The sequence below is a fragment of the Paraburkholderia sp. EG304 genome (assembly GCF_046543485.1).
Taxonomy (GTDB): Bacteria; Pseudomonadota; Gammaproteobacteria; order Burkholderiales; family Burkholderiaceae; genus Paraburkholderia; species Paraburkholderia youngii.
Genome location: NZ_JBKGUA010000001.1, coordinates 233,200 through 253,723 on the forward strand (window position 1 = coordinate 233,200; position 20,524 = coordinate 253,723).

Here is a 20,524-nt window from a genome sequence, read left to right on the forward strand (position 1 = left end):
GCGTTTTTGCATAGCGCGTGCGGCGTAAATGGGTTTTTCGATGCAAACCGAAGCTCAATCCCAATCCTGTAGCAAGATCGTTTCAGAAGAGCCGGTGTTCGGCGGCCCCGCGATGCGGCGCAAATCGCATGCGGTCAACGTCCGTTGGGGCGGCCAGCTCGTGACCATCGGCGGCGATGCGCCGGTGCGCGTGCAGTCGATGACCAACACCGACACTGCCGACGCGATCGGCACTGCTATCCAGATCAAGGAACTGGCGCAAGCCGGTTCCGAACTGGTGCGTATCACCGTGAATACGCCGGAAGCGGCGGCTGCCGTGCCGGCGATCCGCGAGCAACTCGACCGCATGGGCGTGATGGTGCCGCTCGTCGGCGATTTCCATTACAACGGCCATCTGCTGCTGCGCGACTATCCGGGCTGTGCGGAATCGTTGTCGAAGTACCGGATCAATCCTGGCAACGTCGGGCACGGCGCGAAGCGCGACACACAGTTCGCGCAGATGATCGAGGCAGCGGTCAAATACGACAAGCCGGTGCGCATCGGCGTGAACTGGGGCAGTCTCGACCAGGACCTGCTCGCCAAAATGATGGATGAAAACGGCTCGCGCGCTACTCCGTGGGAAGCGCAAAGCGTGATGTACGAAGCGCTGATCCAGTCGGCGATCGGCTCGGCGGAACGCGCGGTCGAACTTGGCCTCGGGCGCGACCAGATCATTCTGTCGTGCAAGGTCAGCGGCGTGCAGGATCTGATCGCGGTGTACCGCGAACTCGCGCGCCGTTGCGATTTCGCGCTGCATCTCGGCCTGACTGAAGCAGGCATGGGCTCGAAGGGCATCGTCGCGTCGACCGCGGCGCTGTCGGTTCTGCTGCAGCAGGGCATCGGCGACACGATCCGTATCTCCCTGACGCCGGAACCGGGCGCGTCGCGCACCGGCGAAGTGATCGTCGGCCAGGAAATCCTGCAAACCATGGGCCTGCGCTCGTTCACGCCGATGGTGATCGCGTGCCCGGGCTGCGGCCGCACCACGAGCACGCTGTTCCAGGAGCTCGCGTCGCAGATCCAGACCTATCTGCGTCAGCAGATGCCGGTGTGGCGTGACCAGTACCCCGGTGTCGAGCAGATGCACGTCGCGGTGATGGGCTGCATCGTCAATGGTCCGGGCGAGTCGAAGCAGGCGAATATCGGCATCAGCCTCCCGGGCTCGGGCGAGAACCCGGCCGCGCCGGTGTTCATCGACGGCGAGAAGGTGAAGACGCTGCGCGGCGAGAACATCGCGCAAGAATTCCAGCAAATCGTGAGCGACTACGTCGAGCGCCGTTATGGCCGCGCCGAAGCGCTCAACTAAATACCGGCAATCGAAACACAGATGACTGAACAGAAGAAAAAGCTCGAGAAGCTTTCCGGCGTGAAGGGCATGAACGACATCCTTCCGCAGGAAGCCGGGCTCTGGGAATTTTTCGAAACCACCGTCAGGTCGATGCTGCGTTCATACGGATACCAGAATATCCGCACGCCGATCGTCGAGCATACGCAGCTGTTCACGCGCGGTATCGGCGAAGTGACCGACATCGTCGAAAAAGAGATGTACAGCTTCACCGATGCATTGAACGGCGAAAACCTGACGATGCGCCCGGAAAACACGGCGGCGGTGGTGCGCGCGTCGATCGAGCACAACATGCTGTACGACGGCCCGAAGCGCCTGTGGTACATCGGGCCGATGTTCCGTCACGAGCGTCCGCAGCGCGGCCGTTATCGCCAGTTCCACCAGGTCGGTGTCGAGGCGCTCGGTTTCGCGGGGCCGGATGCGGATGCGGAAATCATCATGATGTGCCAGCGTCTGTGGGACGACCTCGGCCTGACCGGCATCAAGCTCGAAATCAATTCGTTGGGCCTCGCTGAAGAGCGAGCCGCGCATCGCGTCGAGTTGATCGCGTACCTCGAAAAGCACATGGACGTGCTCGACGAAGACGCGAGGCGCCGTCTCTATACGAACCCGCTGCGCGTGCTCGATACGAAGAATCCCGCGCTGCAGGAAGTCGCGCAAAACGCGCCCAAGCTGATCGACTTTCTCGGCGAAGAATCGCGCGCGCACTTCGAAGGTCTGCAACGTCTTCTGAAGGCAAACAACCTTCCGTTTACGATCAATCCGCGTCTCGTGCGCGGTCTCGATTACTACAATCTGACCGTGTTCGAGTGGGTGACCGACAAGCTCGGCGCGCAAGGCACGGTCGCGGCGGGCGGCCGCTACGATCCCCTGATCGAGCAGCTCGGTGGCAAGCCCACCGCTGCGTGCGGCTGGGCGATGGGCATCGAGCGGATTCTCGAGTTGCTGAAGGAAGAGCAGCTCGTGCCGGAAGACGAAGGTTGCGACGTGTACGTGGTCCATCAGGGCGACGCCGCGCGGGAGCAGGCGTTCATCATCGCCGAGCGTCTGCGCGATACCGGTCTCGACGTGATCCTGCATTGCAGCGCGGACGGTCAGTCGGCAAGCTTCAAGTCGCAGATGAAGCGTGCCGATGCGAGCGGCGCCGCGTTTGCGGTCGTGCTCGGCGAGGACGAAATCGCCAATGGCACGGTCGGCGTGAAACCGCTGCGCGATACCCAAGCTTATGGCGGTAAGAACGAGCAACAGAACGTGCCCGCCGAAGACTTGACCGAATATCTAATCAATGCGATGGTTGCATCCGCCGAAGACGGCGACGACTGATCGCGATGTCGTCGAGCCGGCTGGCTCGACACGCACACATAGCAAGAATGAGGAAATCGCCGGGCAATGAGTTACCACGACGAACAAGAATCGATCGAAAGTCTGAAGGCATGGTGGAAGCAGTGGGGCAATGCGACCACGTGGATCGTGCTGGTGGTGTTGCTGGCAGGCGCGAGCTGGAATGGCTGGAATTTCTGGCAGCGTCGCCAGGCCGCGGAAGCGGCGGTGCTGTATGACCAGGTTCAACAAGCCACGGCATCGGGCGACAAGGCGCAGATCGCGCGCGTCGCCGCCGACATGGAAGACAAATTCGGCCACACCGCTTACGCTCAGATGACCGCGCTCGGCGCCGCCAAGGCGCTTTACACCGCTGGCGACGAAGCCGGCGCTAAGGCGCAGCTGCAATGGGCGATCGATCAAGCTAAGGACGACGAGTTCAAGCAGATCGCGAAGCTGCGCATGGCATCGCTGCTGCTCGACGACAAGGCTTACGACCAGGGCCTCGCGCTCCTGGCCGAGCCGCAATCCGATGCTTTCAAGGGCGTCGTGGCTGACCGCCGCGGCGACCTCCTCGCCGCCCAAGGCAAGCGCGACGACGCGCGCGCGGCCTACAAGCTCGCGCTCGACTCGCTGTCGAAGAGCGACAGTTCGGCGCGCCAGCTGATCCAGTTCAAGCTGGATGCGCTTGGCGGCTGAGCGTCCCGCGCGGCGCGCCGCGAGCCACGACCGCAAGACGGTCTCCTTTAATCCATTTCCTGAATGCTTCGTCCACCGATGAATCTGCTGAAACGTTACGCCGTGCCCGTTATCTGTGCGATGACCGTTCTCACGCTGGCGGCTTGCTCATCCACGAAAGACGAGCGCCGTGTGCCGACGCCGCTCACCGAGTTCAAACCCGTGCTCGACGTGCAGCAGTCCTGGTCGGCGAGCGTCGGCAAGGCGGGCCGCTACATGTTCTCGCCGGTTGCAGTCGGCAATGCCGTGTACGCTGCCGGCACGAACGGCACGGTTGCCAAGATTGACGCGCAAACCGGCAAGGACGTGTGGCGCGTCAAGCTGCACGACGATCTGTCGGCGGGCGTCGGCAGCGATGGCACGCTCACCGCGGTCGGCGGCCTGAAGGGCGACGTATACGTGCTCGGCGCGGACGGCAAGGAACTGTGGACTGCTAAGGCGCCGGGCGAGATCATTTCCCCGCCGCTCGTTGGCAATGGTCTCGTGGTCGTGCGCACGATCGACGGCCAGATCGTCGCGTTCAACGCGCAAACCGGCGAGCAGAAGTGGAACTTCCGCAACCGCGCGGTGCCGTTGAACCTGCGCGTGTCGTCGGGCATGACGTTCGCGGGCGACGCGGCCGTGCTGGCCGGCTTCCCGGGCGGTTCGTTCGCCGCTATCAATCTGCAGACTGGCGACGCCTACTGGCAGACGCCGGTGTCGTATCCGAAAGGCGTGACCGAGGTCGAGCGTATCAACGACGTGACCGGGCCGCCCACGCTGGTGGGCTCGGAGACCTGCGCGGTGACGTTTCAAGGCCAGATTGGCTGTTTCGACGCGAACTCGGGCCGCGCGCTGTGGGGCAAGCCGTTCTCGAGCACGAGCGGCCTCGCGCAGGATGAGCGCAGCGTGGTCGCCGCCGACGACTGGTCGGTCGTGTCCGCGTTCGACGTGAACAACGGTTCGGTGCTGTGGAAGAACGAGGCGCTGAAGAACCGCGAACTGAGCGTGCCGATGCTGCTCGGCCGCGCGGCCGTGTTCGGCGACTACCAGGGCTTCGTGCATTTCCTGTCGACTGCCGACGGCACGCTCGTCGCGCGGGTCAAGACCGACGGCAGCGCGATTACCGCAGCGCCGGTGCTGGCCGGCGACACGCTGGTGATCCAGACGCGCGATGGCGGCCTGTTCGGCTATCGTCCGCGCTGATCGCTATAGGTGATGTCAGGCGCGCAGGCCGGCTTTGCCGGCCGCGCGCTTTTTAATTGAAGTCTGCGTGGGTCTTGGCGCACGGCTCCTGCGTCGGGTTGCCACGCCGTCCGTGGCGTGATCGGGCAGGCTCAATAGAAAAAATCGCCGGACGGGCTGGTCCGGCAAGTCGGATCGAAGCTGCGCCCGCCGGTATCAGAGGCGGTGCGTGCGCTTGGTCGGCGGTCTTGCGAACCGCAGGAACGCTTGCGCACGCGAGCGTCAGCCGCCGACCAGCACGGTCTGAAGCAGGCGACCCCCGGTGGCGTCTGTGCAGCTACTCCCGTCCGCCTGGATGCGCGTATCGATCGTGCATCCGGAGCAGGCTGAATTCGTGATAATTTCGTCAAAGCGCCGCCGCGTGGCGGCTGCCTGGCGTCGCTAAGCGCGCGATCGATCGCGATCCCGCGTTTCACCGTGAACAACATCAGATGAAACCCGTTATTGCCCTCGTTGGGCGCCCCAATGTGGGGAAATCCACGCTCTTCAACCGCCTTACGCGTTCGCGTGACGCGCTGGTTGCAGACCTGCCCGGTCTCACGCGCGATCGCCACTACGGTGAAGGACGCACCGGCGAGCGGCCATATCTGGTCGTCGATACCGGCGGCTTCGAGCCCGTCGCGAAAGACGGCATCCTGCACGAGATGGCGCGCCAGACCCGCCAGGCGGTCGAGGAGTCGGACGTCGTCGTGTTCATCGTCGATGGCCGCAACGGGCTTGCGCCGCAGGACAAGTCGATCGCCGACTATCTGCGCAAGGTCGGCCGGCCGATCTTCCTCGTCGTCAACAAGGCCGAGGGGATGAAGTACACCAACGTCGCAGCCGACTTTTACGAACTCGGCCTCGGCGACCCGCGCGCGATCTCCGCCGCGCACGGCGACGGCGTCACCGACATGATCAACGAGGCGCTCGAAGTCGCGTATGCCGGTCAGCCGGAAGAGAGCGAGGAAGACAAGGAAGCGCGCGGCGTGAAGATCGCGATCGTCGGGCGGCCGAACGTCGGCAAGTCGACGCTGATCAATGCGCTGGTCGGCGAAGAGCGCGTGATCGCGTTCGACATGCCCGGCACTACGCGCGACTCGATCTACGTCGATTTCGAGCGTAACGGCAAGCCGTATACGCTGATCGACACGGCCGGCCTGCGCCGCCGCGGCAAGGTGTTCGAGGCGATCGAAAAGTTCTCGGTCGTGAAGACGCTGCAGTCGATTTCCGATGCGAATGTCGTGATTCTGCTGCTCGACGCGCGTCAGGACATCTCGGATCAGGATGCGCACATCGCCGGCTTCGTCGTCGAGCAGGGGCGCGCGCTGGTGGTTGGCGTGAACAAATGGGACGGTCTCGATCCGCATGTGCGCGAGCGCACCAAAGCCGACCTCGAACGCAAACTAAAATTTCTGGACTTCGCCAAATTCCATTTCATTTCCGCCGCGGAAAAAACCGGAATTGGGCCGCTGATGCGTTCGGTCGACGACGCGTACACGGCCGCGATGTCGAAGCTGCCGACGCCGAAGCTGACGCGCGCGCTGATCGAGGCGGTCGAATTCCAGCAGCCGCGGCGCCGCGGTCCGGTGCGTCCGAAGCTGCGTTACGCACACCAGGGCGGGCAGAATCCGCCGATTATCGTGATTCACGGCAATGCGCTCGACGCGATCACCGACACGTATAAGCGGTACCTCGAAAATCGCTTCCGGGAAACTTTCAAGCTGACGGGGACTCCATTGCGAATAGAGTTCAGATCGTCGACGAACCCTTACGCGGACAAAGGCTGAAGCAGGCTGAAGCTGGTCTTAAACCTGGGCTGAAACCCGCATGTATGCTGGGTTTGGCCGCGGGTCCCGGGCCCGCGCGTCGAAATGAAAATCAGCTATAGTGTAGCGGTTGGCGGCGGATCTCTTTTTCTTCGCCGTCAATTCAGTCAACCTGCAAAAAAATACGGAGTTTGCTATGAGCAACAAAGGGCAATTGTTACAAGACCCGTTTTTGAACGCACTGCGTAAAGAGCATGTGCCGGTGTCGATCTACCTGGTCAACGGCATCAAGCTTCAAGGGAACATCGAATCGTTCGACCAGTACGTCGTGTTGCTCCGGAATACGGTCACCCAGATGGTCTACAAGCACGCGATTTCCACGGTCGTGCCGGCCCGTCCGGTGAATTTCCACCCGGATTCCGAACAGTCCTAACCCTCGCCGCGGCCGGCACAGCGTCGCCCGTTGGCGATCACTCCCGGCCGCGTCATTTTGATACCCTCCAATTTGATCAATGCAGCGCTCGTTGGCATCGACTTCGGCAAGATCGATTTCGAAGCCAGTCTCGAAGAACTCAGCCTGCTCGCGCAAAGCGCGGGCGCGAATCCCGTAGTCACCCTCACCGGACGCCGTTCCAGTCCCGACGCGAAGATGTTCGTCGGCAGCGGCAAGGCCGAAGAATTGCGCCTTGCCTGTGAAGCGAACGACATCGAACTCGTGATCTTCAACCATGCTCTGGCGCCTGCGCAGCAGCGCAATCTGGAGCGGGCGCTTAATCGGCGCGTGGTCGATCGCACCAGTTTGATCCTCGACATTTTTGCGCAGCGCGCACGCAGCCACGAAGGCAAGCTGCAGGTCGAGCTCGCCCAGCTGCAATATCTGTCGACCCGGCTGATTCGCGCGTGGACTCACCTCGAACGTCAGAAGGGCGGTATCGGTTTGCGCGGTCCGGGCGAAACGCAGCTCGAAACCGACCGCCGGCTGATCGGCGAGCGCATCAAGGCGCTGAAGATCCGCCTCGACAAGCTGCGCCGCCAGCACGGCACCCAGCGTCGCGCGCGTAATCGCAACCAGACGATGTCGGTGTCGCTCGTCGGCTATACGAACGCGGGGAAATCGACACTCTTCAACGCGCTGACCAAGGCGCAGGCGTACGCCGCCGACCAGTTGTTCGCGACGCTCGATACCACCTCGCGGCGCGTGTACTTGGGCGACGAAGCGGGGCAGGTAGTGGTGTCCGATACCGTCGGTTTCATCCGCGAACTGCCGCATCAGCTCGTCGCGGCGTTTCGCGCAACGCTCGAGGAAACGATTCACGCGGATCTGCTGCTGCATGTCGTCGACGCATCGAGCGCGGTGCGGCTCGATCAGATCGATCAGGTGAACGAGGTGTTGCACGCAATCGGCGCGGACACGATCCGTCAGGTGCTCGTGTTCAACAAAATAGATGCGGTGCCAGAACTGGCAGCCCGTGGGGACGCGGTCGAGCGGGACGAGTATGGTAATATTTCGCGCGTCTTTTTGAGCGCGCGCACCGGGCAGGGGCTGGATGCGTTGCGCGCTGCCATCGCTGAAATCGCTACAGCCGAACCGCTTGCCGACATGCCGCTCGATGCGTCGCAAGACGACCGCTCGGCGCAACTGCGCGAAGACCACAAGATTCCAGAACTCGGGCACTGACCCGTTCCAATTGCACTGACCCGCTGTCTACTCTGGTGAACGAACACAGGTGAACGATTACAACGAGCGGAGTATCTGGCTGCGTATGCGCGCCTTGCTTTCACTGAACGATCCGCGTTGGGGCCGGGGCGACGGCAACGGCGACCGGCAACGGCCGAACGATCCGAAGCGGCCGGGGCGCGACGGTGAAGGTCCGCCCGATCTCGACGAAATGTGGCGCGATTTCAATCGCCGTCTGTCCCGGATTTTCGGGCGCAAGGGCGGCGGCGGTGTCGGCGGGGGCGGCCGTCCGGACAATGGCCGCGGCGCGCGCATCGGCGTCGGCATCGTAATCGGCGTGCTGATCGCAATCTATCTCGGCAGCGGTGTGTTCGTCGTACAGGATGGCCAGGCGGCCGTCGTGCTGCAGTTCGGCAAGTATCGCTATACCGCGGCGCAGGGTGTGCATTGGCGTCTGCCGTATCCGTTCGAGTCCCACGAGTTCGTCAACGTCGGCCAGATCCGCCAGGTCGAGATCGGCCGTAGCAATGTGGTGCGTCTCGCGAACGTGAAGGACGCATCGATGCTCACGCACGACGGCGACATCGTCGACGTGCGCTTCGCCGTGCAGTACCAGGTGCGCAAAGCCAACGACTTTCTGTTTCGCAGCGTCGATCCCGATCAGAGCGTGATGCATGCCGCACAGGCGGCGGTGCGCGGCATCGTCGGAGCGCACAGCACCAGCGATATTCTCGATCAGGATCACGAAACACTGCGCCAGCAGCTGATCGCGTCGATCCAGCAATCGCTCGATCAGTATCAGTCCGGTCTCGGGGTCACGGGTGTGACGATTCAGAGCGTGCAAGTGCCCGAGCAGGTGCAACCCGCGTTCGCCGATGCTGCGAAGGTGCACGACGAAAATGAACGCGCGAAACGCGATGCGCAGGCTTATGCCGCCGAACTCGTGCCGCGCGCGCAGGCCGACGTCGATCGTCAGGTGCAGGAAGCCAAAACCTACAGCCAGAACACGGTCGCGCAGGCGCAGGCCGAGGCCGAGCGCTTCAAGCAGGTCTACGCGCAATACGCGAAGGCGCCGGCCCTCGTGCGCTTCCGCCTGTACATGGAAACCATGCAACAGATTTACGCGAACGCGACCAAGGTGTTCGTAGACGCGAAGAACGGCAACAACGTGCTGTATCTGCCGCTCGACAGGCTCGTCGAACAGAACCGCGAACGTCAGGCCGCGGCGGCGGGCGCCGCTGCTTCCGGTCCGGCTGTCGCGGGCGCGCCGCAAGCGGCGAGCGCGGCTGCGCCGTCGGCTGCGTCGGCCGCTGAGACCGGTGCCGCGGCGGGTTCCGCCCCCGAGGGTGCATCTGGCCCCGCCGCTTCCGCGCCTGCGGCGGCGAGCCGGCCGAGCGCCGCGTCGCTGCGTTCGCGCGAAGCGTTCCGCAATCGCATGCGCGAAGAAGACGTTCAATAAGGAGCGCACGAGAATATGAACCGAATCATTGCGCTCGTCGTCGCCGTCGTCATCGTGCTGTTCGCGGCATCGTCGATGGTGTTCGTCGTCGATCAACGGCATATGGCCGTGCTGTCCGCGCGCGGCGACGCGGCGCCCACGCTGCTCGGCCCGGGGCTGCACGTGAAGCTGCCGCCGCCGTTGCAAACGGTGACGTTCGTCGACAATCGCATTCAGTCGCTCGACGCACCCGACGAAGATCATTACGTCACGTCCGACAAAACCGATCTGCTGGTCAACCCGGTCGTCAAGTTCCGTGTGACCGATCCGCTGAAGCTGATCGCCGAAACGAAGGGTGATCCGCAGAGCCTGCCCGACCGGCTCGCCTTGCTGTCGCGCGGCGCGCTCGGCGACGCGTTCGGCAAGTTCACACTGTCCGACGCGCTCGCGAAACAGCAGGCGGTTGCCGAAGAGGCGCGTGGTGCGATGGACAAGAGCGCGGCATCGCTCGGCGTGTCGGTCGTGGATGTGCAACTCACGCGCGTCGATTTCCCGGCGGCAGTGGCCGACTCGGTGTTCAAGCGCATGATCGCCGCGCGCCAGCAGGTCGCAGCGGACGAGCGCGCGAAGGGCGCCGCCGAAGCGAATCAGATCCGCGCGGACGCGCTCGCGAAGCAGCAGGCGGTGCTCGCCGACGGCCTCGCGCAGGCGCAGGGCATTCGTGGCGAAGGCGATGCGAAGGCCGCGGAGATCGCCGCCGAAGCGTTCGGCAAGGACCCGCAGTTCTATCAGTTTTATCTAAGCATGCAGGCGTACCGGAAGACCTTCAAACCGGGCGATCTGATCGTGGTCGACTCCAGTAGCGAGTTCTTCCGCTTCATGCGTAGCCCGACCGGCGGCGTCGCCCCGGACGCTTCCGCGCCTGCTGCGCACAAACGCTGATTACCGAAGGCCGCGGCATCCGCATCGCGGCCGCTTCACTCGCATGGACATAGCTGGCTCGTTATTGCTCGCGATCGCGCTGATGCTGATTATCGAGGGGATGTTTCCGTTCGTTTTTCCGAGCGCCTGGCGCGACACGTTCCGTAAAATAGCGGAACGACCGCCGCATCACATTCGCGTCGGTGGGCTCATCGTGATGTTGCTCGGGCTGGTTTTACTGTTCATCGCGACCTGAAGCCGGCTTGCTTGTCTGACGAACGCCGCGTGCTGTGGCGTGTTTCACCCGGTCGAGCGAAACACCGACTATCCGGTCAGGCCGCCGCGCGGCGCGCGCGAGCGCCGCTTAACGCCGCTTAACGCCGCCCGCGCGTCGGTGTCAGCCGCCAGAATCAAGCCGCTATACGCCATTCACATTCATCATCGGCGCTTCAAGACGCCGTGTTCAACGCCGTAGGACTGTATCGATGTCGACCTGGTTGCTTCCTGAGAATATCGCCGACGTGCTGCCGTCGGAGGCCCGCAAGATCGAAGAATTGCGGCGTCACTTGCTGGACCGTTTCCGCTCGTACGGCTACGAGATGGTGATGCCGCCGCTGCTCGAATACCTCGAGTCGTTGCTGACGGGCGGCGGGCACGATCTGAATCTGCGCACCTTCAAGCTCGTCGATCAGTTGTCGGGCCGCACGCTCGGTCTGCGCGCCGACATCACGCCGCAGGTCGCGCGCATCGACGCGCATCTGCTGAACCGCCAGGGTGTCACGCGTCTTTGCTACGCGGGCAACGTCGCGCATACGCGGCCGCGCGGCCTGCATGCGACGCGTGAGCAGATCCAGATCGGTGCGGAAATCTACGGCCACGCGGGCCTCGAAGCGGACCTCGAAATCCAGCAGCTGATGCTCGACGCACTGCGTCTGGCCGGCCTCGCGAAGGTGCGTCTGGACCTGTGTCACGCGGGCGTGCTGGCGGCGCTGATCGAAGCCGAGCCGGCCGCCGAGGAACTCGGCCAGGCGCTCTACGACGCACTGGCCGGCAAGGACGTGCCGCGCCTCGTCGAGATGACCGCGCAATTCTCGCCGGTGATTCGCGACGCGCTACGCGCTCTGCCCACTTTGTACGGCGACGCATCGGTGCTCGAAGAGGCCCGCGCGCGTCTGCCGAATTCGCCGGCGATCGCCCGCGCGCTCGACGACCTCGCGTTCCTCGCGAGCCAGGTCGACGGCGCCGAAGTGATGATCGACCTCGCCGATCTGCGCGGCTACGCTTACCACAGTGGCGTGATGTTCTCCGCATACGTGGACGGTGTGCCGAACGCGGTGGCGCGCGGCGGCCGTTACGACCACGTCGGCCAGGCCTATGGCCGAGCCCGCGCGGCAACCGGCTTTTCGCTGGATCTGCGTGAAGTCGCGCGGATCTCGCCGATCGAAGCGCGCAGCAGCGCGATCCTCGCGCCGTGGCGGCACGACGAAGCGTTGCGCGTGGCGGTCGCGGCATTGCGCGATGGCGGTGAAGTGGTGATCCAGGCGCTGCCCGGCCACAAGCACGATCTCGATGAATTCGCGTTCGACCGCGTGCTGGTCGAGCGCAATGGCGCATGGGTGGTCGAACCGCGCGCTTGAGCCGCGCGTTCCGGTCAACTCCGCCGGGAACACGTTTGCGGCGCTCGCTACAGGGCGGTGCGAGCATCGCCCGAACCGGGCGCGGTCGAGCGACTTTTCGCGGCCGCGCATCCCTCGCAATACTCAACATAACGTGCATACCGTTGAGCGGAAACGGAAAAATTCCGGAAGCTTCCGCGAACCTAGGTAAAATACGTTTTTAACCAGCTTACGAAACAACATGTCTGCCAGCGCAGTGAATGTGAACCCCGGGCGTAACGTCGTCGTCGTGGGTACCCAATGGGGTGATGAGGGCAAGGGCAAGATCGTCGACTGGCTGACGGACCACGCTCAGGGCGTCGTTCGCTTCCAGGGCGGTCACAATGCCGGTCACACGCTTATCATCGGCGGCAAGAAAACCATCTTGCGTCTGATTCCGTCGGGCATCATGCATCCCGGCGTCGCGTGCTATATCGGCAATGGCGTCGTGTTGTCGCCGGAAGCGCTGTTCAAGGAAATCGGCGAACTCGAAGCCGCCGGCATCGACGTCCAGAAGCGCCTGTTCATTTCCGAAGCTACCACGCTGATCCTGCCGTATCACATCGCGATCGACCAGGGCCGCGAAGCGCGCCGCGGCGCGAGCAAGATCGGCACGACCGGCCGCGGCATCGGCCCGGCTTATGAAGACAAGGTCGCGCGCCGCGGCCTGCGCGTGCAGGACCTGTTCGACGCGCCGGCCTTCGCCGAGCGGCTGCGCGAAAATCTCGACTATCACAACTTCGTGCTCACGCAGTACCTCGGTGCCGCCGCGGTCGACTTCCAGCAAACGCTCGACACGATGCTGAGCTACGCCGACCGTCTGAAGCCGATGGTCACCGACGTGTCGCGCCGCCTGTACGACGTCAACGCGAACGGCGGCAATCTACTGTTCGAAGGCGCGCAGGGCACGCTGCTCGACATCGACCACGGCACCTATCCGTTCGTCACGTCGAGCAACTGCGTCGCGGGTGCCGCGACGGCGGGCGCGGGCGTCGGTCCGCAGAAGCTCAACTACATCCTCGGTATCACCAAGGCGTACTGCACGCGTGTCGGTTCGGGCCCGTTCCCGAGCGAACTGTACGATGCGGACAATACCTCGCGCCAGGACCCGATCGGTCTCGAACTCGCCACCGTCGGCAAGGAATTCGGCTCGGTCACCGGCCGTCCGCGCCGCACCGGCTGGCTCGACGTCTCCGCGCTGCGCCGCTCGATCCAGATCAACGGCGTGACGGGTCTGTGCATGACCAAGCTCGACGTGCTCGACGGTCTCGACGAAGTGAAGCTGTGCGTCGGCTACACGGTCGACGGCCAGAACGTCGATCTGCTGCCGCGCGGCGCGACCGAAGTCGCACGCTGCGTACCGGTCTACGAAACTTTCGCGGGCTGGAAGGAAAGCACGGTCGGCATCAAGGAGTGGGACAAGCTGCCCGCCAACGCGCGTGCGTACCTGACGCGCGTGCAGGAAGTCGCGGGCATCCCGATCGACATGGTGTCCACCGGTCCGGATCGCGACGAAACGATTCTGCTGCGTCATCCGTTCAAGGTTTAAGTGATGCAAGGTGTACCGATGATCGCGATGAAAGATCCGCGTAACGACGACAAGAACCTGTGGGTCGGCTGGGACGAATATCACCGGCTGATCGAGGTGCTCGCACTTGCCGTGCACGAATCGGGCTGGAAGTTCGACAAGATCCTGTGCCTCGCGCGCGGCGGTCTGCGCGTCGGCGACCAGCTGTCGCGCATCTACGATCTGCCGCTGGCCATTCTCGCAACGAGCTCGTATCGCGAGGCGGCCGGCACGCAGCAGGGCGAACTCGACATCGCGCAATACATCACGATGACGCGCGGCGAACTGCACGGCAACGTGCTGCTCGTCGACGACCTCGTCGATTCGGGCGTCACGCTCGCGCGCGTGCAGCAGCATCTGAAGGAACGCTATCCGGCTATCACCGCGGTACGCTCGGCGGTGCTGTGGTACAAGGGCTGCTCGAAGGTGAAGCCCGATTATCACGTGCAGTACCTGCCGACCAACCCGTGGATTCATCAGCCGTTCGAGGAGTGGGACACCGTGCGTCCGCATAACCTCGGCGCCTGGATCAAGCGCGGCATTGCCCAGGCCGAGGAGGCGTCGGGCAATTAACGCGAGGCCGCGCGCGTCATCGCGGTGTCACAAACGGAGCCCAGTCAGGCTCCGTTTTTTTATGCGTCATGCGCCGCGGCGGAACGCTCGCCCTGCGGCAGACGGGTCCATATCGCAGTGCTACACTGCGCGGACATCCACGTGGCGTATCCACAACAAGCCGGGCGGTACCGGATGAGCAGTTTAAAATAGCGGTCGTTTTTTCCGCCCGGGAACGGATTTCCTCGCGTCCATGACAGATAACAACCACGAACACAAACAGCCGCTTCCTTCCCTTGCGATTGCCGCGATCGGAGTGGTGTTCGGCGACATCGGTACGAGTCCGTTGTACTCGCTGAAGGAAGCCTTCAGCCCGTCGCACGGTATCCCGTTGACCGATCAGTCGATCCTGGGCGTGATCTCGCTGCTGTTCTGGGCAATCATGATCGTGGTCGGCGTGAAGTACGTGCTGTTCGTGATGCGCGCCGACAACAACGGCGAGGGCGGCGTCCTCGCGCTGATGGCGCTGGCGTTGCGCTCGGTCGATCAGAAATCGAAAATGGCCGGCCTTCTGATGATGCTCGGCATCTTCGGCGCCTGCATGTTTTACGGCGACGCGGTGATCACGCCTGCGATCTCGGTGATTTCGGCGGTCGAAGGTCTGGAAATCGCCGCGCCGCATCTGTCGCATCTGGTGATTCCGCTGACCATCGTGATCCTGATCGTGCTGTTCTGGATCCAGCGGCACGGCACGGCCACGGTCGGCCGTCTGTTCGGCCCGATCATGATGCTGTGGTTCCTCGTGCTTGCCTTGCTCGGCCTGTGGCACATCATGCAGTCGCCGAACGTGATCCGCGCACTCAATCCGTACTACGCGTACACCTTCATGGCCGCGCACGTGCTGCAGGCCTACGTGGTGCTCGGCTCGGTCGTGCTGGTGCTGACCGGGGCCGAAGCGCTGTATGCGGACATGGGCCACTTCGGCGCGAAGCCGATCCGCATGGCGTGGTACGTGCTCGTGATGCCGTCGCTGGTGCTGAACTACTTCGGCCAGGGCGCGCTGCTGATGCACGACTCGAAGGCGATCGAAAATCCGTTCTTCCTGCTCGCGCCGGACTGGGCGCTGTTGCCGCTCGTCGTGCTGTCGACGGTCGCGACGGTGATCGCGTCACAGGCGGTGATTTCGGGCGCGTACTCGCTGACGAGCCAGGCGATCCAGCTCGGCTACGTGCCGCGCATGAAGGTCCTGCACACGTCCGAACTCGCGATCGGGCAGATCTATGTGCCGGTCGTGAACTGGATGCTGCTGTTCATCATCCTGTGCATCGTGATCGCGTTCAAGAGCTCCGACAATCTGGCGGCCGCGTACGGTATCGCGGTGACGGCAACGATGGTGATCACGACGATCCTCGCCTGCGTCGTGATGGTGAAGGTGTGGAACTGGAACAAGCTGCTCGTCGGGCTCATCATCGGCGTGTTTTTGGTAGTCGACCTGGGCTTTTTCGGCGCGAACCTGCTGAAGGTCGAAGAGGGCGGCTGGTTGCCGCTGTGCATCGGCGGCATGCTGTTCTTCCTGTTGATGACGTGGTTCAAGGGCAGGATGATCGTGAAGGAGCGCACGGCCGCCGACGGTATTCCGCTGATGCCGTTCCTGCAAGGACTGCTCGCGCATCCGCCGCATCGCGTGTCGGGCACTGCGATCTATCTGACCGGCAGCGATTCGCTGGTGCCAGTGAGCCTGCTGCACAACCTGAAGCACAACAAGGTGCTGCACGAGCGCACGATCTTCCTGACCTTCGTCACGCGCGACATTCCGTACGTGAAAGACTCCGATCGCGTGACCGTGAAGGACATGAACGGTGGCCTGTGGCTGGTGAAGGCAGCCTACGGCTTCAACGAAACGCCCGACGTGAAGGCGGTGCTGCTCGACGTCGGTCGCACGCACGACATGACCTTCGAATTGATGGACACGTCGTTCTTCCTCGCGCGCGAAACGGTGGTGCCGACGCAACTGCCGGGGATGTCGGTGTGGCGTGAGCGTGTGTTCGCGTGGATGCATCAGAACGCCGCGAAGCCGACCGACTTCTTCAGCATCCCGGCTAACCGGGTCGTGGAGTTGGGGACCAAGATCGAGATTTGACGGCCCGCGTGTGACGTGCGGGAGCGCAAACAAAAAGCCCACGCAATGCGTGGGCTTTCTGTTTATGCGCGCGTGCGTGTAAGCGGTTGTGCGCGCGACGCAGTCATGCAATGGACCGGAGCACGTCCAACGACGTACACCGGTCCAATACGCTCACTTCTGCTTGAGCTTGGCAAACGCGGCCGCCATCGCGCCGCCCGGCTCCGGTTCGCGCGAGCGCTGCGGCGCGCCCCGTCCCGCTCCGCCGCGGTTGAAGCCGCCCGAGCCGGCGCGATCCTGCTGCGCACCCCCGCCGCTGCGCGCGGTCGCCGCGCCGGGTTCGTCATCGAGACGCATCGTCAGCGCGATACGCTGGCGTTTCACGTCGACCTCCAGCACCTTGACCTTGACGATCTGTCCGGCTTTCACGACTTCATGCGGGTCCTTCACGAACTTCGTCGACATCGCCGACACGTGCACGAGACCGTCCTGATGCACGCCGACGTCGATGAATGCGCCGAACGCCGCGACGTTCGTCACGACGCCTTCGAGCACCATGCCCGGGACCAGATCGCTGACCTTCTCGACGCCTTCGCGGAACGTCGCCGTCTTGAATTCGGGACGCGGATCGCGGCCCGGCTTTTCGAGTTCGACCAGGATGTCGCGCACGGTTGGCAGACCGAAGCGTTCATCGACGAATTCAGTGGGTGACAGTCCGCGCAACGCGTCGCGATTGCCGAGCACTTCGCCGACCTGCTTGCTGATCTTCGCGAGAATGCGCTGGACGACCGGATACGCCTCCGGGTGCACCGACGAGCGGTCGAGCGGATTCTCGCCGTTGTTGATGCGCAGGAAGCCGGCAGCCTGCTCGAAGGTCTTGTCGCCGAGACGCGGCACCTTACGCAGATGCTCGCGCGACGGGAACGGCCCGTTCGCATCGCGATAGTCGACGATGTTGCGCGCGAGCGTCGCGTTCAAGCCCGAGACCCGCGCGAGCAGCGCGACCGACGCGGTATTCGCATCGACGCCGACCGCGTTCACGCAGTCTTCGACGACCGCGTCGAGCGAGCGCGCGAGTTCGCGCTGGTTCACGTCGTGCTGATACTGGCCGACGCCGATCGCCTTCGGTTCGATCTTCACGAGCTCGGCGAGCGGGTCCTGCAGACGCCGCGCGATCGACACAGCGCCGCGCAGCGACACGTCCATGTCGGGGAATTCCTTCGCGGCGAGTTCGGACGCCGAGTACACCGATGCGCCCGCTTCCGACACGACGATCTTCTGCAGCTTCAGCTCCGGGTGACGCGCGATCAGCTCGCTCGCGAGCTTGTCGGTCTCACGCGACGCGGTGCCGTTGCCGATGCTGATCAGCTCCGCCTGCGTTTGCGCGGCAAGGCGCGCGAGCTTCGCGAGCGAGCCGTCCCAGTCGCGGCGCGGCTCGTGCGGGTAGATCGTGTCGGTCGCGAGCACCTTGCCGGTGCGGTCGACCACCGCCACTTTCACGCCGGTGCGCAGGCCCGGATCGAGACCGATCACGGCCTTCGGACCAGCGGGCGCCGCGAGCAGCAGGTCTTTCAGGTTGCGTGCGAACACGCGGATCGCTTCGTGTTCGGCTTCGTCGCGCAGATTGGTCAGCAGCTCGTTTTCGAGGTGCGGCTGCACCTTCACGCGCCAGCACCAGCGGCAGACGTCGGAGAGCCACTTGTCGGCGGGGCGGTTCTGGTTGGCGATGCCGAAGTGCCGCGCGATCAGCGCTTCGCCCGGATGCGGCACCTGCGCGTCGAGCTCTTCGCCGAGACCGAGCTTGATCATCAGCACGCCGGCATTGCGGCCGCGGAAGAGGGCAAGCGCGCGATGCGACGGCACAGTGCGGATCGTTTCCGCGTAGTCGTAATAGTCGCGGAATTTCTCTTCTTCGGCAGTTTCCTTGCCTTCGACGACCTTCGACGACACCACGCCCTGGTTGAACAGATAGTCGCGCAGCTTGCCGAGCAGCTCGGCCGTTTCGCCGAACTGTTCGGAGAGGATGTCGCGCGCGCCGTCGAGCGCGGCCTTCACGTCGGCGACGCCTTTGTCCGCGTCCACGTAGGCGGCGGCTTCGGTTTGCGGATCGAGCAGCGGATTGCCGAGCAGCGCGTCGGCGAGTGGCTGCAAACCGGCTTCGCGTGCTATCTGCGCGCGCGTGCGGCGCTTCGGCTTGTACGGCAGATAGAGGTCTTCCAGCACCTGTTTGCTATCGGCGCCTTCGATCGCGCTGCGCAACTCGTCGGTGAGCTTGCCCTGTTCGTCGATGCTCGCGATGATCGCCGCGCGCCGGTCTTCCAGCTCGCGCAGATAGAGCAGGCGTTCCTCGAGATTGCGCAGTTGCGTATCGTCGAGATTGCCGGTCACTTCCTTGCGGTAACGGGCGATGAACGGAACGGTCGCGCCTTCGTCGAGTAGTTCCACCGCGGCCGCGACCTGGCGCGGCTGGACGGACAGTTCGGTGGCGATGCGCTGGACGATCTTGAGTGCTACGGTTTCCGTCATAAGGTCTTGGTGTTCCTGCGGACTCAGTGATGGGCCGCGCGCGGGCGGCAATTCGGGACAGGCCGGGCGGGCGCCGCGACCAGGTTGCTAGAGCGGGGCATTTTGCCATAAATGCCAAAGGGCTCAACCGCGGGGTGTTAGAATTTCGGGCATGTTCCGTTGACCCTCTACGACGTTGCCAATCTCCTTGTCCCTCAACCGCCTGGTCTCTTCGCTGGCGTCAGGTTCGCTGCCGGGTTCGTCTCGGGGTTCGTCTCAATTGCCGCTGGTTTCGTTGCGCTGGTTCGGTCCGTCGGTCGTGACGGCGGCGTCGTCGTGCGTGATCGCCGCAGCGCTTGCCGTGCCGGTGCCCGCCGCGGCACAGAGCGCGACGCCCGCGCAAGATACGGCGCTGGTCGCGGCCTCGGGCCTGCAAGCCGCCGCAACGGGCGGCAGCCCTCAAAGCGCGAGTGATGCAGCCGCGCTGGACAAGTCGTTCGACGAGCGGCAACAGGTGCTCAATCAGCGCACCGACGACAACAACTATCAATTCGCTGTCGCGCAACACAACTGCTACAGCCGCTTCTTCGTCAATCACTGTTTGAATCGTGCGCGCGACGCGATGCGCAGCGTGCAGGCGGACATCCGCAAGGAGCAGCTCGCGCTCGACGCCGAGCAGCGTGCGCAGCGCGCCCGCGAGCGCGACGAGCGCACCGCGCTACGGCGCGCGCAAAACGAGGCGGAAGCGCCGCAACGCGCCGCCGAAGACGCGCGCAACGAGCAGGCGTATCAGGAAAAGCAGCGTCAGCACGCGCTCGATCAGGCGCAGCGCAACGCCGAGGCGCCGCAGCGCGAAGCCAATGCACAGGCCTACGAGGAGAAGCAGCGTCAGCACGCGCTCGAGCAGGCGCAGCGCAACGCCGCGGCACCGCAGCACCAGGCCAATGCGCAGGCCTACGAGGAGAAGCAGCGCCAGCATGCGCTCGACCAGGCGCAGCGTGGTGTCACGCCGGCGCAGTCGGCGGCCAATCAGAAGGCCTACGACCAGAAGCAGAGCGACTACCAGCGCAAGCTCGAGGAGGCGCGTAGGCAGGGCGCGCAACAGGCTGCGGAGCGCCAGCAAAAACAGGAGAATTTCGAGCGGAAGCAGGCCGAGGCCGCGCAGCACAAGCTCGATGTCGAAGCGCGTCAAAAGCAGGCCGCCGAAAAGGCCGAGCAGAAGCGTCAGGACCAGTTGAAGCAGCAACAGCTCGAAGACCAGCAAAAGCAGCAGCAACAGCAACAGTAAGCGTGCTGTAGTGGCAGTGTCGTAGAGTGAGCCGTGGCGGTCGTGGCCACGGCCGCCGTAGTCGCCGTAATGCGTTTTGAGCCGGACAGCAACCTCAGGCATCGGACCGCGCGCACGCGGTCGGTGCCGCCGACCCGAGGAGGCGAGCATGCGCGATCGTCATCACGTCATCGACGCAAACACACTTCGCGACCGCATTCTGCAACTGGAATCGGAGCATAGTGGACTCGACCGGTTGATCGACCGGATGTCGGATGAACCCGGCATCGACGACTTCAAGTTGCAGCGCCTGAAAAAGCGCAAACTCAAAGTCAAGGACACCATCATCTTGCTGCAATTGCAGCTCGAACCGGACGCGCGCGCCTGAGTTCGCGGCCTGGCAGGCGC

At 63.9% G+C, this 20,524-nt stretch carries 17 protein-coding genes; 16 read left to right on the forward strand and 1 reads right to left on the reverse strand.

Features of this window, described 5'->3' with window-relative positions; genetic code table 11:
- Positions 1–28 precede the first annotated feature (28 nt).
- The 14 genes from ispG to ACLFKU_RS01165 all read left to right on the forward strand — a co-directional run bounded on the left by ispG (position 29) and on the right by ACLFKU_RS01165 (position 16,365).
- Complete coding sequence (ispG, locus tag ACLFKU_RS01100; RefSeq protein WP_368586070.1) at positions 29–1,345, forward strand: flavodoxin-dependent (E)-4-hydroxy-3-methylbut-2-enyl-diphosphate synthase; 1,317 nt, start codon at positions 29–31, stop codon at positions 1,343–1,345.
- A gap of 21 nt (positions 1,346–1,366) precedes the next feature.
- Positions 1,367–2,707, forward strand: a complete 1,341-nt coding sequence (gene hisS / locus ACLFKU_RS01105) for a histidine--tRNA ligase (protein WP_410847906.1) — start codon at positions 1,367–1,369, stop codon at positions 2,705–2,707.
- A 66-nt stretch (positions 2,708–2,773) separates the two neighbouring features.
- Positions 2,774–3,403 (forward strand): YfgM family protein, encoded by a 630-nt coding sequence (locus ACLFKU_RS01110; RefSeq protein ID WP_410847907.1) that lies wholly within the window; start codon positions 2,774–2,776, stop codon positions 3,401–3,403.
- Positions 3,404–3,481: 78 nt separating this feature from the next.
- A complete protein-coding gene (gene bamB, locus ACLFKU_RS01115) occupies positions 3,482–4,627 on the forward strand; it encodes an outer membrane protein assembly factor BamB (RefSeq protein WP_368586073.1) in 1,146 nt (381 codons plus the stop codon).
- Between the two features lie 470 nt (positions 4,628–5,097).
- Positions 5,098–6,435, forward strand: a complete 1,338-nt coding sequence (gene der, locus ACLFKU_RS01120) for a ribosome biogenesis GTPase Der (protein WP_013089777.1) — start codon at positions 5,098–5,100, stop codon at positions 6,433–6,435.
- 175 nt (positions 6,436–6,610) lie between these two features.
- Positions 6,611–6,847: an RNA chaperone Hfq gene (gene hfq, locus ACLFKU_RS01125; protein ID WP_006051315.1), complete on the forward strand. Its 237-nt coding sequence runs from the start codon at positions 6,611–6,613 to the stop codon at positions 6,845–6,847.
- A 57-nt stretch (positions 6,848–6,904) separates the two neighbouring features.
- The gene (hflX, locus tag ACLFKU_RS01130; protein WP_026228684.1) at positions 6,905–8,092 is read left to right on the forward strand and encodes a GTPase HflX; all 1,188 of its coding nucleotides are present in this window, start codon (positions 6,905–6,907) and stop codon (positions 8,090–8,092) included.
- A 49-nt stretch (positions 8,093–8,141) separates the two neighbouring features.
- On the forward strand, positions 8,142–9,551 hold the full coding sequence (gene hflK / locus ACLFKU_RS01135; RefSeq protein WP_410847908.1) for an FtsH protease activity modulator HflK: 1,410 nt from the start codon (positions 8,142–8,144) through the stop codon (positions 9,549–9,551).
- Positions 9,552–9,566: 15 nt separating this feature from the next.
- Positions 9,567–10,472 carry a protease modulator HflC gene (gene hflC, locus ACLFKU_RS01140; protein ID WP_368586076.1) on the forward strand — a complete coding sequence of 302 codons (906 nt, stop codon included), beginning with the start codon at positions 9,567–9,569 and terminating at the stop codon, positions 10,470–10,472.
- A gap of 43 nt (positions 10,473–10,515) precedes the next feature.
- Positions 10,516–10,707 carry a DUF2065 domain-containing protein gene (locus ACLFKU_RS01145; protein WP_169496144.1) on the forward strand — a complete coding sequence of 64 codons (192 nt, stop codon included), beginning with the start codon at positions 10,516–10,518 and terminating at the stop codon, positions 10,705–10,707.
- A gap of 229 nt (positions 10,708–10,936) precedes the next feature.
- Positions 10,937–12,088, forward strand: coding sequence for an ATP phosphoribosyltransferase regulatory subunit (locus tag ACLFKU_RS01150; protein WP_176136218.1), 1,152 nt, complete (start codon positions 10,937–10,939; stop codon positions 12,086–12,088).
- A 220-nt stretch (positions 12,089–12,308) separates the two neighbouring features.
- On the forward strand, positions 12,309–13,655 hold the full coding sequence (locus tag ACLFKU_RS01155) for an adenylosuccinate synthase (RefSeq protein ID WP_368586077.1): 1,347 nt from the start codon (positions 12,309–12,311) through the stop codon (positions 13,653–13,655).
- 18 nt (positions 13,656–13,673) lie between these two features.
- Positions 13,674–14,246 carry a phosphoribosyltransferase gene (locus tag ACLFKU_RS01160; RefSeq protein WP_013089770.1) on the forward strand — a complete coding sequence of 191 codons (573 nt, stop codon included), beginning with the start codon at positions 13,674–13,676 and terminating at the stop codon, positions 14,244–14,246.
- A 232-nt stretch (positions 14,247–14,478) separates the two neighbouring features.
- Positions 14,479–16,365 (forward strand): potassium transporter Kup, encoded by a 1,887-nt coding sequence (locus tag ACLFKU_RS01165; protein WP_410847909.1) that lies wholly within the window; start codon positions 14,479–14,481, stop codon positions 16,363–16,365.
- Positions 16,366–16,518: 153 nt separating this feature from the next.
- Here ACLFKU_RS01165 and ACLFKU_RS01170 read toward each other — a convergent pair whose 3' ends face one another.
- On the reverse strand, positions 16,519–18,870 hold the full coding sequence (locus ACLFKU_RS01170; protein WP_410847910.1) for a Tex family protein: 2,352 nt from the start codon (positions 18,868–18,870) through the stop codon (positions 16,519–16,521).
- Between the two features lie 319 nt (positions 18,871–19,189).
- On the opposite strand from ACLFKU_RS01170, the gene ACLFKU_RS01175 reads away from it, so the two are divergent.
- Positions 19,190–20,137 carry a hypothetical protein gene (locus ACLFKU_RS01175; RefSeq protein ID WP_410848072.1) on the forward strand — a complete coding sequence of 316 codons (948 nt, stop codon included), beginning with the start codon at positions 19,190–19,192 and terminating at the stop codon, positions 20,135–20,137.
- A gap of 148 nt (positions 20,138–20,285) precedes the next feature.
- A complete protein-coding gene (locus tag ACLFKU_RS01180) occupies positions 20,286–20,504 on the forward strand; it encodes a DUF465 domain-containing protein (protein WP_410847911.1) in 219 nt (72 codons plus the stop codon).
- Positions 20,505–20,524: the final 20 nt, after the last annotated feature.